The sequence below is a fragment of the Verrucosispora sp. WMMD573 genome, from assembly GCF_027497175.1.
Taxonomy (GTDB): Bacteria; Actinomycetota; Actinomycetes; order Mycobacteriales; family Micromonosporaceae; genus Micromonospora.
On record NZ_CP114901.1, the window covers coordinates 3,139,450 to 3,153,884 of the forward strand.

Below are 14,435 nucleotides of genomic sequence, written 5' to 3' on the forward strand. Positions count from 1 at the left end.
CGTGCGCTTCCGTGGCCTTCTCGGGTACCGCTGCGGTGGCCGGTCAGCGCCGGGCGTGGCGGAGCAGCAGGGTGCCGTCGTCGGCGCGAAGGACGTGCCGCAGCGGCAGGCTCCGGGCGGGGCTCGGGGCACCGGCGGTGATCCGGCCCGGCCCGGCCCCGGCGAGCATGGGCGCGATCGAGAGGCACACCTCGTCGACCAGGTCGGCGGCGGTGAGGGCGCCGAACAGGTGTGGACCGCCCTCGCAGAGCAGTTGACCGAGCCCGCGACGACGCAGGTCGGCCAGCCCGGCGACCAGGTCGACCCGATCCTCACCATGGCGTACCAGGTCGGCCACGGCGGTAAGGCCGGGCGGCGCGGGCGCGTCCCGGCGGGTCAGCACCACGGGGCGCACGGGTGCGTCGGCGAAGGCGGCCTGGGTCGGGTCGAGGTCCAGGGTGCCGGAGACCACTACCAGGGTCGGGTACTCGGTCAGCCCGTGCGCGCGTCGCCAGGCCCGGCGTCGCTCGTCCAGCCGGATCGCCCGGTAGTCCTCGTGGCGCAGCGTGCCGGCGGCCACCAGCAACGCGTCGCAGAGCATCCGCAGCAGTCCGAAGACCCGCTTGTCGGGGGGGCCGGACAGCCCGGCCGAGTAGCCGTCGAGGCTGACCGCGCCGTCGACGCTGGTCACGAAGTTCATCCGCAGGTGCGGCTGCTCGACGCGGCCGTACCGGGCGATGAGCACGTCGTCGTCCACCGGCTCCGGTGACGGGTCCGGCCAGAGGACGGAAATCGGTGCTCTGTCGCTCATTCGCCGGCCGGACCGGTGACGGGAGGGGTCGGTCGGGGGGTACGGTGCTGACAGTCGCACCAGTTCCGGCCCGGGCAGTCGTCGTGCCGTCGCGCCCGGCACGCTCGGCAGATCATTCTCGCAGCCTATGCCGTGGAAGGATGGGACACCCATGCCGCGTCAGATCTTCCAGCTGAGGATGTCCCTGGCCGGGGTTCGTCCGGCGATCTGGCGCCGGGTGCTGGTGCCCGGCGGCTACACCCTGGACCGGCTGCACCGGGTGGTGCAGCACGCGATGGGCTGGCGCGACTGCCACCTGCACTCGTTCGAGATCGACGGCGTGCAGTACGGCGAACCCGACCCGGACGGCGAGTTGGCCCTGCACGACGAGCTGGACGTCCGGTTGGACGCGGTGCTCGGCAAGGGCAGCCGGTTCCACTACACGTACGACTTCGGCGACTGGTGGGAGCACGACCTGCTGGTCGAGGACGCCTTGACCGCCGAGGCGGACGAGCGCTACCCGCGCTGCCTCGACGGGGAGCGGGCCTGCCCACCGGAGGATGTCGGCGGACCGCAGGGCTACCTGGTGCTGCTCGCCGCGTTGGCCGAGCCGGGCCATCCGGAGCATCGGACGATGCGGGACTGGGTGGACGCCGGCTTCGACCCGGCGGCCTTCGACGCCGGCCGGGTCGACACCCTGCTTCGTCGTCTCTGCTGACCGCCGCTTCCGGGCCCGCAACCCAACCGCCTTTCCCGATTGTTTGCCGGGGCAAACGAGCTGCGTGGTAACGATCTGGGATCGCTCCCACTGGACTATTGACACTCCCGACACCTGCCGGCAATCTCATGGGAGCGTTCCCAAGAGGCGTGGATCACATGGCGTGCGCTTGGGCGCCGACACCGGCTGACCCAGCCGGTGCCGGCAGACGCTGCGGCACCCCCCACCACAGACAAATGCAGCCTCACCATCGAAAGAGGGGTCAGGATGAGCCTCACCACGCGGCGTTCCCGCATGGCGGCAGCCACCCTGGCCGCGATCACCGCTGTCGGCGGTCTCGCGGCCTGCGGCAATGACGACGAGCCGGCCGAGGGCGAGAAGCCCGCGAAGCTGGTCGTCGACACGTTCGGCGAGTTCGGCTACGACGAACTCGTCAAGCAGTACGAGCAGCAGACCGGTATCAAGATCGAGCTGCGTAAGACGGCACAGCTCGGCGAGTACCGGCCGAAGCTGGTCCGTTACCTCGCGACCGGCAAGGGCGCGGCTGACGTGACCGCCCTGGAAGAGGGCATCCTCAACGAGTTCAAGGCCAACCCGCGTAACTGGGCCGACCTGACTCCGCTGGTGCCGTCCGAGATCGCCGACGACTACCTGCCCTGGAAGTGGGAGCTGGGTAAGGCGCCGGACGGTCGGCTGATCGGCCTGCCGACCGACGTCGGCAGCCTCGCGGTCTGCTACCGCAAGGATCTGTTCGAGGCGGCCGGTCTGCCCACCGAGCGCGACGCGGTCTCGGCGCTCTGGCCGGACTGGAACGGCTTCCACCAGGCTGGCCAGAAGTACAAGCAGGCCACCGGCAAGGGGTTCATCGACTCGATCACCGCGGTCTCGAACGGTGTGCTGTTCCAGCAGGGCAGCGACCTGTTCTACGACAAGGAGAACAACATCATCGCGGACTCCAGCCCCGCGGTGAAGGCCGCTTGGGACACCGCCACCTCGATGGTGGACATCTCCGCCAAGGCGTCCACCTGGTCGCCGGAGTGGTCCGGCGGCTTCAAGCAGGGCACGTTCGCGGCCACCTTCTGCCCGTCCTGGATGCTCGGCATCGTCGCGGACAACTCCGGCGAGGAGAACAAGGGCAAGTGGGACGTGGCGGCCGTGCCGGGCGGCGGCGGTAACTGGGGCGGCTCGTGGCTGGCCGTGCCGGAGCAGAGCAAGTACCCGGAGGAGGCGGCGAAGCTCGCCGAGTTCCTGACCAACGCCACCAGCCAGGTGGAGGCCTTCAAGGCCAAGGGTCCGCTGCCCACCAACCTGGAGGCGTTGAAGAACGAGGCATTCCTCAGCTACACCAACGAGTACTTCAGCAACGCGCCGACCGGCAAGATCTTCGGCGAGAGCGTCGCCCAGATCCAGCCGATCCACCTGGGCCCGAAGCACCAGGCGGTGAAGGAGAACGCGTTCGAGCCGGCGATGCGGGCATTCGAGAACGGGCAGGCCAGCAAGGATGCGGCCTGGGAGCAGTTCACTAAGGACGCGCAGACCCAGGGCGTCTTCTGAGTGATTCCCTTCCGGTGGCGTTCGGGACTACCCGAACGCCACCGGTCGGTCCCCACCGCGCAGCATCCTGCGCGAGGGCCCCCGGGCCTCGCTGGAAAAGGAAACTCGAATGAGCCTGTCGGCCACGACGGCGCCGCCGTCGCCAGCAGCACCACCTCCCGACGCCCCCTCCCGGCGTCGTCGGGGATATCTCCTCAACCGCCTGGATCTCAAGTACTCCCCGTACCTCTACATCGCGCCGTTCTTCCTGATCTTCGGAGCCTTCGGGCTGTACCCGATGCTGCGTACCGCCTGGATGTCCCTGCACGACTGGGACATGATCGGCGAGCACACGTTCATCGGGTTCGACAACTACACCGAGCTGATCTCCGACGAGTACTTCTGGAACGCGCTGGTCAACACGTTCGGCATCTTCGCCCTGTCGACCATCCCACAGCTGCTGATGGCGCTGTTCCTGGCGAACCTGCTCAACCAGACCCTGCTGCGTGCCAAGACCTTCTTCCGGATGGCCATCTTCGTGCCGAACGTGGTGTCGGTGGCCGCCGTCGCGATCGTCTTCGGCATGCTGTTCCAGCGCGACTTCGGCCTGTTCAACTGGCTGCTCGGCCTCGTCGGGGTGGACCAGATCGACTGGCGTACGCAGGAGTGGAGTTCCTGGACCGCGATCGCCACGATGGTCAACTGGCGGTGGACCGGCTACAACACCCTGATCCTGCTCGCCGGAATGCAGGCCATCCCGAAGGACCTGTACGAGGCTGCCGCGATCGACGGGGCCAGCCCGTGGCGGCAGTTCTGGCAGATCACCCTGCCGATGCTCAAGCCCACCTTCATCTTCGTGGTCATCCTCTCCACGATCGGCGGCATGCAGCTGTTCACCGAGCCGCTGCTCTTCGGCAACGGCAGCATCATCGGCGGCGACCAGCGGGAGTTCCAGACGCTGGCGATGTACATGTACGAGAAGGGCATCTACAACCTGAGCACCGCAGGTTATGGAGCCGCGGTCGCCTGGGCGATCTTCATGATCATCGTCCTGGTGTCGCTGATCAACTTCGTACTCGTCCGCCGCGCGGCCAAGTGAGGAGAGATCGATGACCTCGGCTTCAAAGCGCCTGTGGCGCACCAGTCCGCTTACCTACATGGCGCTCGTCCTGGCGGCGCTGATGTCGATCTACCCGTTCTACTACATGATCGTGATCGGCACCCGCAGCCTCGAGTCCATCAACGACGTGCCACCGCCGATGACTCCGGCCGGCGCGTTCGGTGACAACTTCGGGCGGGTGCTCGACAACGACGCGGCCAACTTCCTCAAGGGCCTGATGAACTCGATCATCGTCTCCTCGGTGGTCACCGTGTCGGTGGTGCTCACCGGCTCCCTGGCCGGCTTCGCCTTCGCGAAGCTGCGCTTCCGCGGACGCAACGTGTTGCTGCTGGCGATCATCGTCACCATGATGATCCCGACCCAGATGGGTCTCATCCCGCTCTGGAGCATGATGCAGTCGCTGGGGTGGTACGACACCCTGTACGCGGTGACCGTGCCGTTCCTGGTCAGCGCCTTCGGCGTGTTCATGATGCGGCAGTACGCCAGCCAGGCGATCTCCGACGAGCTGATCGAGGCCGGCCGTGTGGACGGCGCCAGCACCTTCCGGATCTACTGGAACATCGTGCTGCCCGCGTTGCGCCCAGCGGCCGGCGTGCTCGGTCTGCTCACCTTCATGGAGACCTGGAACTCCTTCCTCTGGCCGTACGCGATCCTCAGCCCGGAGAACCCGACCCTGCAGGTCTCGCTCTCCTTCCTCTCGTACGCCTACTACACGGACTATTCCCAGGTCTTCGCCGCCACGGCGGTCGGCACCATCCCGCTGGTGCTCGTCTTTCTTCTCTTCGGCCGCCAGATCATCGGCGGGATCATGGAAGGTGCAGTCAAGTCGTGAGCAACCCCGCCACCCCGCCCGCCGTCGGCGTCCTCGACGAGCGGCCGCCGCTTACCTTCCCGCCCGGCTTCCTCTGGGGCGCGGCGACCGCCGCGTACCAGATCGAGGGCGCGGCGAACGAGGGCGGCCGGACCGCGTCGATCTGGGACACCTTCAGCCGCACCGAGGGTCGGACGGTCGCCGGGCACACCGGCGACGTCGCCTGCGACCACTACCACCGGCTCAGCGACGACGTCCGGCTGATGGCCGAACTGGGGCTGAAGTCGTACCGGTTCTCGGTGTCCTGGCCCCGGGTGCAGCCGGGCGGGTCGGGTCCGGCGAACGCCGAAGGGCTCGACTTCTACCAGCGGCTGATCGACGAGCTGCTGGCCAACGGAATCGAGCCCTGGCTAACCCTCTACCACTGGGATCTGCCGCAGGAGTTGGAGGACGCCGGTGGCTGGCCGTCCCGGGACACCGCCGCCCGGTTCGCCGACTACTCCCTGTTGGTGGCCGACGCGCTGGGCGACCGGGTGAAGTACTGGACGACCCTCAACGAGCCCTGGTGCTCGGCCTTCCTCGGGTACGGCTCCGGGGTTCACGCCCCGGGCCGCACCAACGGGGCCGATGCGGTCCGGGCCGGACACCACCTGATGCTCGGGCACGGGCTCGCCGTGCAGGCGCTGCGTACGGCAGTGCCGCAGGCGCAGCTCGGGGTGACCGTCAACCTGTACCCGGTCACCCCGGCCAGCGACGCGCCGGGCGATGTCGACGCGGCCCGGCGGATCGACGCGCTGGCCAACCGGTTCTTCCTCGACCCGATGCTACGCGGCGCGTACCCAAACGACCTGGTGGCCGACCTGGCGAAGGTGACGGACTTCAACCACGTTCACGACGGCGACCTGGCCACCATCTCCACCCCGCTGGATGTGGTGGGCGTCAACTACTACAGCCGGCACGTGGTGGCCGCGCCGATCCCCGGCGAGCAGCCGGAGGTCTACTGGCGGGACCAGGCCTGCTGGCCGGGCAGCGAGGACGTCCGGTTCGTCACCCGGGGAGTCCCGGTGACCGACATGAACTGGGAGATCGACGCCCCCGGTCTGGTGGAGACGCTGCGCCGGGTGCACGAAGAGTACACGGAACTTCCGCTCTACGTGACCGAGAACGGCTCGGCCTTCGTCGACGAGGTCGTCGACGGGCAGGTCGACGACGTCGATCGGTTGGCCTATTTCGACGCCCACCTGCGCGCCTCGCACGAGGCGATCAGCGCGGGCGTCCCCCTGCGGGGATACTTCGCCTGGTCGCTGATGGATAATTTCGAGTGGGCCTGGGGCTACACGAAGCGGTTCGGCATGATCTACGTCGACTACGACAAGCAGACCCGCATCCCCAAGTCCAGTGCCAGGTGGTACGCGGAGGTGATCCGACGCAACGGTCTGGCCGCACAATAGGGCGATGGCCAGCCAGTAACGGGCGGCCCGGCACCAGCGCTGGTGAAGGTGCCGGAGCCGCCTGACGTCGGAGGAGCAGACGATGACAACGCAGCGCACCCGGTCGCTCGGGCGGCCGACGCTCGACGCGGTTGCCGCCCGCGCCGGAGTGGGCCGCGGCACGGTCTCCCGCGTGGTCAACGGCTCCCCGCAGGTGAGTCCGGAGGCCCGGGCCGCCGTGCAACAGGCCATTGCCGAACTGGGGTACGTACCCAACCGCGCGGCTCGGGCGCTGGTCACGCAGCGAACCGACTCGGTGGCCCTGGTGGTCAGCGAGTCCGGCGAGCGGATCTTCGCCGAGCCGTTCTTCGCCGGCATCGTCCGGGGGATCAGCTCGGCCCTGCTGGAGACGCCGTTGCAGCTCTGGCTGGCCATGGCCCAATCGCCGCTGGAGCGGGAGCGGGTCGAGCACCACCTGACCAACCAGCACATCGACGGCGTACTGCTGCTGTCGCTGCACGACGACGATCCGCTGCCCACGCTGCTTGAGGAGCGGGGCCTGCCCACCGTGCTCGGCGGGCGGCCCGCGCGGATGCTGCACCCCGAGGCGCAGCCGGCCTCGTTCGTCGACGTCAACAACGCCGGCGGGGCACGCCAGGCCGTCGAGTACCTCGCCGGCCGGGGACGGCGGCGCATCGCCACCATCGCCGGCCCGCAGGACATGGGCGCCGGCCTGGCCCGGTTGTCCGGCTATCGGGACGCGGTCCGCACCGCCGGGTTCGGCGTCAACCCCGACCTGATCGCGTACGGCGACTTCAGCGAGGAGAGCGGGGCGGCAGCCATGCGGGGGCTGCTGGAGCGCTGCCCCGACCTGGACGCCGTGTTCGTGGCCGCCGACCTGATGGCCTTCGGTGCCATGCGTACGCTGCGGGAGGCCGGCCGCCGGGTGCCGCAGGACGTGGCCGTGGTCGGCTTCGGCGACGAGCCGATCGCCCGGCAGGCCAACCCGCCACTGACGTCGGTGTTCCAGCCGGTGGAGGAGATGGGCCGGCAGATGGCGCGGCTGCTGGTCGACCGGATCCGCGGCGACGAGCTCGCCACTCCACACGTCGTCCTGGACACCCAGTTCGTCGAGCGCGCCTCCGCCTGAGCCACGGCGCCACCCGGGCCTTGCAGCGGCGGACCGCTTTGCGCGGGCTGGTGTTGGCGGCGGTCGTCGGCGAGGTGACCGGGTTCGCTGCGGTACGGCCTGACATCGGACACCGACTGGTTCTGGTGCTCCGCGGTACTCCGCGTCGTACGAGGACCCGGCGCGCGCCCGCTAGCGAAAACTCTCCGTACATCTGACGCTGCGTGACCGCTCGCCGGCAGCCCCTACTATCACCCCACATCGGAACTGGGGTAGCGGTGAAGGACACGGAAAGTCACGTCGGAGGGCTCGCCGGACGCGGGTCTGATCAGCCGGGCGGGCGGCGGTGCGTCCGCACGTGCGGTGCCTGGCCGCACCCGCCGGGGCGACCCAGCGGGCTCAGGTGAGGCGGTGCGGCGGGGCCTAGGTGGGGCGGTGGCGGGGCTCAGGCGGGGGCGGTCCAGCGGCGTAGCTCGCGCTTGGCGAGGCTGTTGCGGTGCACCTCGTCGGGGCCGTCAGCGAGACGCAGCGTGCGGGCCTGGGCCCAGAGCGCCGCGAGGGGAGTGTCCTGGCTGACCCCGGCCGCGCCGTACGCCTGGATGGCCTTGTCGATGACCCACTCGGCCATCGCCGGCGTGGCGATCTTGATGGCCTGGATCTCGGTGTGGGCGCCCTTGTTGCCGACGGTGTCCATCAGCCAGGCCGTCTTGAGGACGAGCAGCCGGGCCTGTTCGATGCGGACCCGGGCCTCGGCGATCCACTCGCGTAGCACGCCCTGCTCGGCGAGCGGGCGGCCGAAGGCGACCCGCTCGACGGCTCGGCGGCAGAGCAGTTCCAGCGCCCGCTCGGCCATCCCGATCAGGCGCATGCAGTGGTGGATCCGGCCGGGGCCGAGCCGGGCCTGGGCGATGGCGAAGCCGGTGCCCTCGGCACCCACCAGATTTTCCGCTGGCACCCGGACGCCGTCGAAGTCGATCTCGGCGTGCCCGCCGTGCGAGGCGTCGCTGTAGCCGAAGACGCGCATGCCCCGGCGTACGGTGACCCCGGGGGTGTCGCGGGGAACCAGGATCATGCTCTGCTGGCGGTGCCGGTCGGCGTCCGGGTCGGTCTTGCCCATCACGATGAAGATCTCGCAGGCCGGGTCCATCGCGCCGGAGGACCACCACTTGCGGCCGTCGATGACGTAGTGGTCACCGTCGCGCCGGATCGAGGTGGCGATGTTCGTGGCGTCGGAAGAGGCCACGTCGGGTTCGGTCATGCAGAAGGCGGAGCGGATCTCACCGGCCAGCAGCGGGGCGAGCCAGCGTTCCTGCTGGGCGGGGGAGCCGAATTCGGCGAGCAGCTCCATGTTGCCGGTGTCCGGTGCGGCGCAGTTGAGCGCCTCCGCGGCGAGGTGTGGGCTGCGGCCGGTCAGCTCGGCCAGCGGAGCGTACTGGAGGTTGGTCAGCCCGGCGCCGTGGCGCGGATCGGGCAGGAAGAGGTTCCACAGTCCGCGCCGACGCGCCTCGGCCTTCAGTTCCGCCAGCACCGGCGGGCGGGCCCACGGGTCACCGGCGGCGGCCACCTGGGCGGCGTGCACCGGCTCGGCCGGGTACACGTGCTGCTCCAGGAACTCGGCCAGCTCCGTGCGCAGCTGCTCGGTCCGGGCGTCGTACGCGAAGTCCATCAGGTCTCCCTCACCGCGGTCAGTCCGTGTGCGACCAGCGGGGCAACGAGGCCGCCGATGGTGTCGAAGCCTTCGCCGAGCGTCTGGCCGAGGGTGTGCCGGTAGTGGATGCCCTCGCAGATGACGGCTAGTTTGAAGCAGCCCAGCGCGATGTGCCAGTGCAGTGGACCGACGTCGACGTCGCTGCGGCCGGCGTACCGGGCGATCAGCTCGTCGCCGTCGGGGAAGCCGGCGCGCGGGCCGAGGCCGTCGGCGACCGGGTTACCGTCGGAGGCCGCGCTGCCGCCGAGCACGTCCCAGTAGGTCAGCAGCAGTCCCAGGTCCGCCAGCGGGTCGCCGAGGGTGGCCATCTCCCAGTCCAGCACCGCCGTCACCGTGACCGGGTCGACGGTGGCGAGCAGGTTGTCCAGCCGGAAGTCCCCGTGCACGATCCGACCGGCGTTGGCCCCCTCCGGCGCGGTGGCGGCGAGCCGGTCGCGCAGCTCGTCGATGCCGGGCAGCGGTCGGCTGCGGGACCGGTCGAGCTGCCCCGACCAGCGGCGGACCTGCCGGGCCAGGAACCCTTCCGGGCGGCCGAAATCGGCCAGACCGACCGCCGCCGGCTCGACCGTGTGCAGCGCCGCCAGGGTGTCCATCATCGTCATGGCCAGCCCGCGTCGCTGCTCGTCGGTGAGCCGGTCAGTGCGGGAGCGGCTGCGGAACACCTCGCCCGGCACCCGCTCCATCAGGTAGAACGGCGCCCCCAGCACCTCCGGTTCGGGGCAGAGCAGCAGGGCGCCGGGCACCGGGACATCGGTCGAGGCGAGCGCCGAGATGACTCGGAACTCCCGGGTCATGTCGTGCGCGGTGGCCAGCACGTGCCCGAGCGGGGGGCGGCGCAGCACCATCTCCCGACCGCCGGCGTGCACCAGGTAGGTCAGGTTCGACCGGCCGCCGGCGATCAGCTCGGCCCGTAACGGGCCGGCGGCCAGATCGGGGCGGTGCGCCGCCAGGTGGCCGCGGAGCCGGTCCAGATCCAGACCGGCGGGCGAGCCGGCGGTCGGTTCGGTCATCCGGACAGTTCATGGCAGCTCCGGCGGGTTGTCAAGGTCAGGTTTGACCCTCGGGACATGCCGCCGCAACAGGGACGAAATGGTCAACTGCCAGGCTGACACCAGCCTGCCGGCCAGTGTGCCGGCCCGCCGAGCGGAGGGGTTTGAGATGTTGCTGCGCGTTCGGGTCACCCTGCCGGACCGTCCAGGCACCCTCGGTCAGGTGGCGCGCACCCTCGGCGTGTCCGGGGCGGACATCGTCCAGGTGGTCGTGCTGGAACGCCTCGGCGGGCGGGCGGTCGACGACTTCACGGTGGTGTGGCCGGGTGCCGCGCGGCTGGAGCGGCTGCTGGCCGGCCTCGCGGCGATCCCCGGCGTGCGGGTGGACGGGGTCTGGCGGGCGATCGGCGCGCCCACCACCACCGGCCAGGACGCCGAGCTGCTGGCCCAGGTCGCGGCCAACCCGGCCGACGGGCTGGCGACCCTGGTCGACGCGGTGCCCGGGCTGCTCGCCGCCGACTGGTCCGTCGCCGCGATGGTGCCGGTGGACTGGGCATCGCGTACCGGGGGTGGCGGTGCGACGGTCGGGCACGCCAGTTGGCGTACCCCGGTGCCGCCAAAGCTGCCGGAAGTGACCCCGCTGCGCGCCCGGTCGATGACGGCGCCCGACGGTGGTCATTTCGCGGTCGCACCGTTCGGGCGGGCCGGGCTGGTGCTGGTGGTGTCCCGCGAGTACAGCGAAACCCTCACGCCGGCCGCCTTCCACTCCACCGAGGTGGACCGGCTCGCCCAACTGGTCCGCGCCTGCGCCGTGATTCTCGGCGATCGGCTCGACCTGGTGGGCGCTCCGCCGGTCAGCGCCAAGCCCTGAGCGGGTGTGACGCAGACCGCAGGGCCGATCGCGGCTGGACATGGTGAGGCAACCGACCGGCAACAGCCGCGGACGAGGGTGGCACGCGAAGGGAGGCAACGATGACGCTGTGGCGGATCCGAGCCACCGTGGACGACCGACCGGGTTACCTGTCGGTGCTCACGGCGAGCCTCGCGTTGCGTGGGGTCAACATCCTCTCCGTGCAGGTGCACACCACCGAGCACGGTGCCGTCGACGATTTCCTCGTCGACGCGCCGGACACTCTCGACGAGGCGGGACTGCTCGCCGCGGTCGAGCGTGGCCGGGGGCGGGACTGCTGGGTGGCGCGCAGCGAGGCGCGCGGTCTGGCCGATCAGCCGACCCGGGTGCTCGGGCTGGCGACTCGGCTGGTGCACGACCCGGACGCGACAGGTGAGGTGCTGCGGGCCCTGCTCGGCGCCGACGAGGTGACCTGGCGACCCGCGCCGGCGCTGGCCCGGCCCGGAATCGACGGCATGACGATGATGCTGGCCGACCCGAACGGCGGGTCGTACACCCTGCGCCGGGTCGCGCCGAGCTTCACCCCGGCCGAGTACGCCCGGGCCCAGGCGCTGCTCGAACTGGGGGCCACCGCCGCCCGCCGCAGCACCGAACAGGTCACCGTGGTCCTGCCCGACGGTGCCGAGCTGACCGTACGCCCCGCCGTCGCGGACGACCTGACGGCGGTCGTCGAGTTGCACCAGGGCTGCTCGGTGCGCAGCCGGCAGCGCCGTTACCTCGGGGGTGCGGGCCTGCCCTCCCCAGCCCGACTGCGCCGGCTCCTGGAGCCGGCCCGTGGGCTGACCCTGGTCGCCGCGACGACCGGCTCCGGCGGGGCGGCGGAGTCGGTCGTCGCGATGGCGAACCTGCTCGCCGAGGGCGACGAGGCCGAGTTGGCCTTGCTGGTGCGCGACGACTGGCAGCGCCGTGGGCTGGGCTCGACGTTGCTGCGTCGGTTGACCCGGCAGGCCGAGTCGGCCGGCTACGCCGCGATGGTGCTGCACGTCCAGGCGGACAACGCACCGATGCTGCGTACGCTGCGCCGGTTGTCCCGACCGACCACCGTCCAGCGGGACGGTGCCCTGCTGACCATGACCGTGCCGTTGGTCGCCGAGGAAACGGCGGCGGCGAAGAGCGCCGGCTGACGGCTCAGACGACCGACCTCCGGTGCGGAGGCCGGTGAGGTGGGCAGGATTCCCGGTGCGGGGGTCCTGCCCACCGCGTGCTTGTCGGTCACCTGCGGTCAGATGTTCGGGGGCAGGGCGGTGCGGTCCTGGAAGTTGCCGTAGAGGTGGTCGTCCGCGCCGACCGTGACGGCCTGGACCAGCAGGTCTCCACCGACGAAGGCGCCCTTCCAGGAGGCGCCCCGGCCGCCGAAGGGCTCCTGCCGGTCACCCCGGGAGCGCGGCCGGTTGATGCCCACCTTGAAGGCTTGCAGGTCGACCGCCAGCTTCGCCGCCTCGTCGGTGTCGTCGCAGGCGAGGGAGGCCACCAGCGCGCCGTTGGAGGCGTTCATCTGGGCCAGCAACTCGTCGGTGGTGTCCACCACGACGATGGTGTCGACCGGGCCGAACGGCTCGGCGTGCATCAGCCGGGACCGGCCGGGCGGGGCGAGCAGCACCGACGGCGCGACGTACGCCGAGGTGTCCTGCCCGGGCAGGAACGGCGCGCCGTCGAGTTTGCCCCGGTACAACGGGACGGCGCCGCCCCGTACCGCCTCGTCGACCTTGCGGTGCAGCTCGTCGGCCTTGGCGGAGCTGATCAGCGGGCCGAAGTCCAGCTCCGGCAACGGTTCTCCGGCCTGCCAGGTCTCGTCGACCGCGAGCGGGTGCCCGAAGCGGATCGAGCGGACCACCGGCAGGTACATGTCGAGGAACTCGTCGACCAGGTCCCGCTGGACCACGAACCGGGGGTACGCGGTGCAGCGCTGCTTGCCGTACTCGAAGCCCTTCTTGAGATGGGCCGCGAGCAGGTCCCACTGGGAGAAGTTCCAGACGCCCCAGGCGTTGAGGCCCTCCTGCTCGATGAAGTGGCGCTTGTTCGAGTCGAGCAGCGCGGCGGCCACCTTGCCCCCGTTGGACCGGCCACCGACGAACGCGACCGCGCCGATCTCCGGTGCCCGTACCAGCACCTCGGACAGTGCCTCGCCACTGCCGGAGAGCAGGGTGGCGGGCAGTCCGGCGCGGTGCAGCAGCGCGTGTGCGACGGTGAGACAGACCGCACCGCCCTGCGAGGGCGTCTTGGCGATGACCGCGTTGCCGGCGAGCAACTGCACCATTTCGGCATGCACCAGCACGCTCATCGGGTAGTTCCACGAGGCGATGTTGCTGACCGGGCCGGGCAGCGGGGCACGGCCGTCGGCGAGCATCCGGTCGATCTCGTCGACGTACCAGCGCACCCCGTCGAGGGCCCGATCCACGTCGGCGCAGGCCAGTCGCCACGGCTTGCCGATCTCCCAGACCAGCAGCAGGGCCAACAGGTCGCGGTGGTCGGTGAGGGCGTCCAGGGCGTCGGTGACCCGTGACCTGCGTTCGTCCAGCGGGGTGTCGGCCCAGGCGGCGTGGGCCGCGGCGGCGTGGGCGACCGCCTCGCGGGCGGTCGCTGCGTCCAGCCGCGGTAGGTCGAGCAACACACTGTTGTCGACCGGCGTACGCGTCGGCGTGGGCGTGCCGCCGGTGCGCCATTCGCCGCCGACCAGGTTTCGCAATGTGGTGGTGCCACCGGCCTCGTGGTCGAACGCCTCACCGGTGGCGGCCACCGCCCGGGTGAGGGTGTCTGGCCAGGAGGTTCCGTCGGCGAGTCGAAGAGCCATCGCGATCTCCTCAGGTGGGCGGGGGAGCGGCCACCGAGGGGCGCCGCCAGGTGCCGCGTACTGTCGCGTGCCGCCCAGTGCGACGGCAACAGTACCGTCCGCATCACAGGACACCCGGGTTGCTCACACCTCAATGGACGTTTCGCGTTGTTCCGCGATCAACGCCCTCACCAGCTGATCTCCTATCCGGATATCGCTGCACATCGATGGTGTGAACATTCCCCCTTTGTTACTGGTGAGTATGGTCGCGGCTCCTCGGCGGTGGCAACGCCCGACGGCTTCGCCGGGCGGGCTTCCCAACCGACGGTGCCCGGGATTACATTGTCAATCATCCATGGGAGCGCTCCCGGTCCTGATGGAGCCACCTCGCCACCACCACCGCCGGCAGCCGTCCACTCCGACGCGGGCACGCGTCGGTCGATGCCGTCGGGCACGCATCGACAGGAGCAGTCGCATGCATCTACCCCCACGGTCGGGCCGCGTCCTCGGCAACCGACCTCGGCCGGAGCGGCCCTTGCCGCGCCACC

Annotated in this window: 12 protein-coding genes; 8 read left to right on the plus strand and 4 right to left on the minus strand. The window is 70.6% G+C overall.

Features of this window, described 5'->3' with window-relative positions:
• Positions 1-43 precede the first annotated feature (43 nt).
• Positions 44-790, minus strand: coding sequence for a pyrimidine reductase family protein (locus O7601_RS14460; protein ID WP_281566647.1), 747 nt, complete (start codon positions 788-790; stop codon positions 44-46).
• A 151-nt stretch (positions 791-941) separates the two neighbouring features.
• Here O7601_RS14460 and O7601_RS14465 point away from each other — a divergent pair, with 151 nt between their 5' ends.
• The 6 genes from O7601_RS14465 (at position 942) to O7601_RS14490 (ending at position 7,531) form a co-directional block, all read left to right on the plus strand.
• Complete coding sequence (locus O7601_RS14465; RefSeq protein ID WP_281566648.1) at positions 942-1,487, plus strand: plasmid pRiA4b ORF-3 family protein; 546 nt, start codon at positions 942-944, stop codon at positions 1,485-1,487.
• A 267-nt stretch (positions 1,488-1,754) separates the two neighbouring features.
• On the plus strand, positions 1,755-3,041 hold the full coding sequence (locus O7601_RS14470) for an extracellular solute-binding protein (protein WP_281566649.1): 1,287 nt from the start codon (positions 1,755-1,757) through the stop codon (positions 3,039-3,041).
• A gap of 109 nt (positions 3,042-3,150) precedes the next feature.
• On the plus strand, positions 3,151-4,119 hold the full coding sequence (locus O7601_RS14475) for a sugar ABC transporter permease (protein WP_281566650.1): 969 nt from the start codon (positions 3,151-3,153) through the stop codon (positions 4,117-4,119).
• 10 nt (positions 4,120-4,129) lie between these two features.
• Positions 4,130-4,972, plus strand: coding sequence for a carbohydrate ABC transporter permease (locus O7601_RS14480; protein WP_281566651.1), 843 nt, complete (start codon positions 4,130-4,132; stop codon positions 4,970-4,972).
• The gene (locus O7601_RS14485; RefSeq protein WP_281566652.1) at positions 4,969-6,402 is read left to right on the plus strand and encodes a GH1 family beta-glucosidase; all 1,434 of its coding nucleotides are present in this window, start codon (positions 4,969-4,971) and stop codon (positions 6,400-6,402) included. The genes O7601_RS14480 and O7601_RS14485 overlap by 4 nt, the downstream gene beginning before the upstream one ends.
• Positions 6,403-6,484: 82 nt before the next feature.
• A complete protein-coding gene (locus tag O7601_RS14490; protein WP_281566653.1) occupies positions 6,485-7,531 on the plus strand; it encodes a LacI family DNA-binding transcriptional regulator in 1,047 nt (348 codons plus the stop codon).
• 424 nt (positions 7,532-7,955) lie between these two features.
• Here the strand turns inward: O7601_RS14490 and O7601_RS14495 are convergent, their stop codons facing one another.
• Together O7601_RS14495 and O7601_RS14500 are read right to left on the minus strand one after the other, a co-directional pair.
• Positions 7,956-9,176 carry an acyl-CoA dehydrogenase family protein gene (locus O7601_RS14495; protein WP_281566654.1) on the minus strand — a complete coding sequence of 407 codons (1,221 nt, stop codon included), beginning with the start codon at positions 9,174-9,176 and terminating at the stop codon, positions 7,956-7,958.
• The gene (locus tag O7601_RS14500) at positions 9,176-10,228 is read right to left on the minus strand and encodes a phosphotransferase family protein (RefSeq protein ID WP_281566655.1); all 1,053 of its coding nucleotides are present in this window, start codon (positions 10,226-10,228) and stop codon (positions 9,176-9,178) included. Before O7601_RS14500 ends, O7601_RS14495 begins: the two co-directional genes overlap by 1 nt.
• A 148-nt stretch (positions 10,229-10,376) precedes the next feature.
• Between O7601_RS14500 and O7601_RS14505 the strand changes: the two genes are divergently transcribed.
• Entirely contained in the window at positions 10,377-11,078 is a 702-nt protein-coding gene (locus O7601_RS14505; protein ID WP_281566656.1) for an amino acid-binding protein, read from the plus strand.
• Positions 11,079-11,179: 101 nt separating this feature from the next.
• Positions 11,180-12,241, plus strand: coding sequence for a GNAT family N-acetyltransferase (locus O7601_RS14510; RefSeq protein ID WP_281566657.1), 1,062 nt, complete (start codon positions 11,180-11,182; stop codon positions 12,239-12,241).
• A 98-nt stretch (positions 12,242-12,339) separates the two neighbouring features.
• On the opposite strand, the gene O7601_RS14515 is transcribed toward O7601_RS14510, so the two are convergent.
• Positions 12,340-13,908, minus strand: a complete 1,569-nt coding sequence (locus O7601_RS14515; RefSeq protein WP_281566658.1) for an aldehyde dehydrogenase family protein — start codon at positions 13,906-13,908, stop codon at positions 12,340-12,342.
• Between the last annotated feature and the right edge of the window lie 527 nt (positions 13,909-14,435).

Excerpts from the sequence above, each read along its gene's own strand:
- O7601_RS14460 (WP_281566647.1), bottom strand. The coding sequence starts at position 790 with ATGAGCGACAGAGCACCGATTTCCGTCCTCTGGCCGGACCCGTCACCG.
- O7601_RS14465 (WP_281566648.1), top strand. The coding sequence starts at position 942 with ATGCCGCGTCAGATCTTCCAGCTGAGGATGTCCCTGGCCGGGGTTCGT.
- O7601_RS14470 (WP_281566649.1), top strand. The coding sequence starts at position 1,755 with ATGAGCCTCACCACGCGGCGTTCCCGCATGGCGGCAGCCACCCTGGCC.
- O7601_RS14475 (WP_281566650.1), top strand. The coding sequence starts at position 3,151 with ATGAGCCTGTCGGCCACGACGGCGCCGCCGTCGCCAGCAGCACCACCT.
- O7601_RS14480 (WP_281566651.1), top strand. The coding sequence starts at position 4,130 with ATGACCTCGGCTTCAAAGCGCCTGTGGCGCACCAGTCCGCTTACCTAC.
- O7601_RS14490 (WP_281566653.1), top strand. The coding sequence starts at position 6,485 with ATGACAACGCAGCGCACCCGGTCGCTCGGGCGGCCGACGCTCGACGCG.
- O7601_RS14495 (WP_281566654.1), bottom strand. The coding sequence starts at position 9,176 with ATGGACTTCGCGTACGACGCCCGGACCGAGCAGCTGCGCACGGAGCTG.
- O7601_RS14500 (WP_281566655.1), bottom strand. The coding sequence starts at position 10,228 with ATGACCGAACCGACCGCCGGCTCGCCCGCCGGTCTGGATCTGGACCGG.
- O7601_RS14505 (WP_281566656.1), top strand. The coding sequence starts at position 10,377 with ATGTTGCTGCGCGTTCGGGTCACCCTGCCGGACCGTCCAGGCACCCTC.
- O7601_RS14510 (WP_281566657.1), top strand. The coding sequence starts at position 11,180 with ATGACGCTGTGGCGGATCCGAGCCACCGTGGACGACCGACCGGGTTAC.
- O7601_RS14515 (WP_281566658.1), bottom strand. The coding sequence starts at position 13,908 with ATGGCTCTTCGACTCGCCGACGGAACCTCCTGGCCAGACACCCTCACC.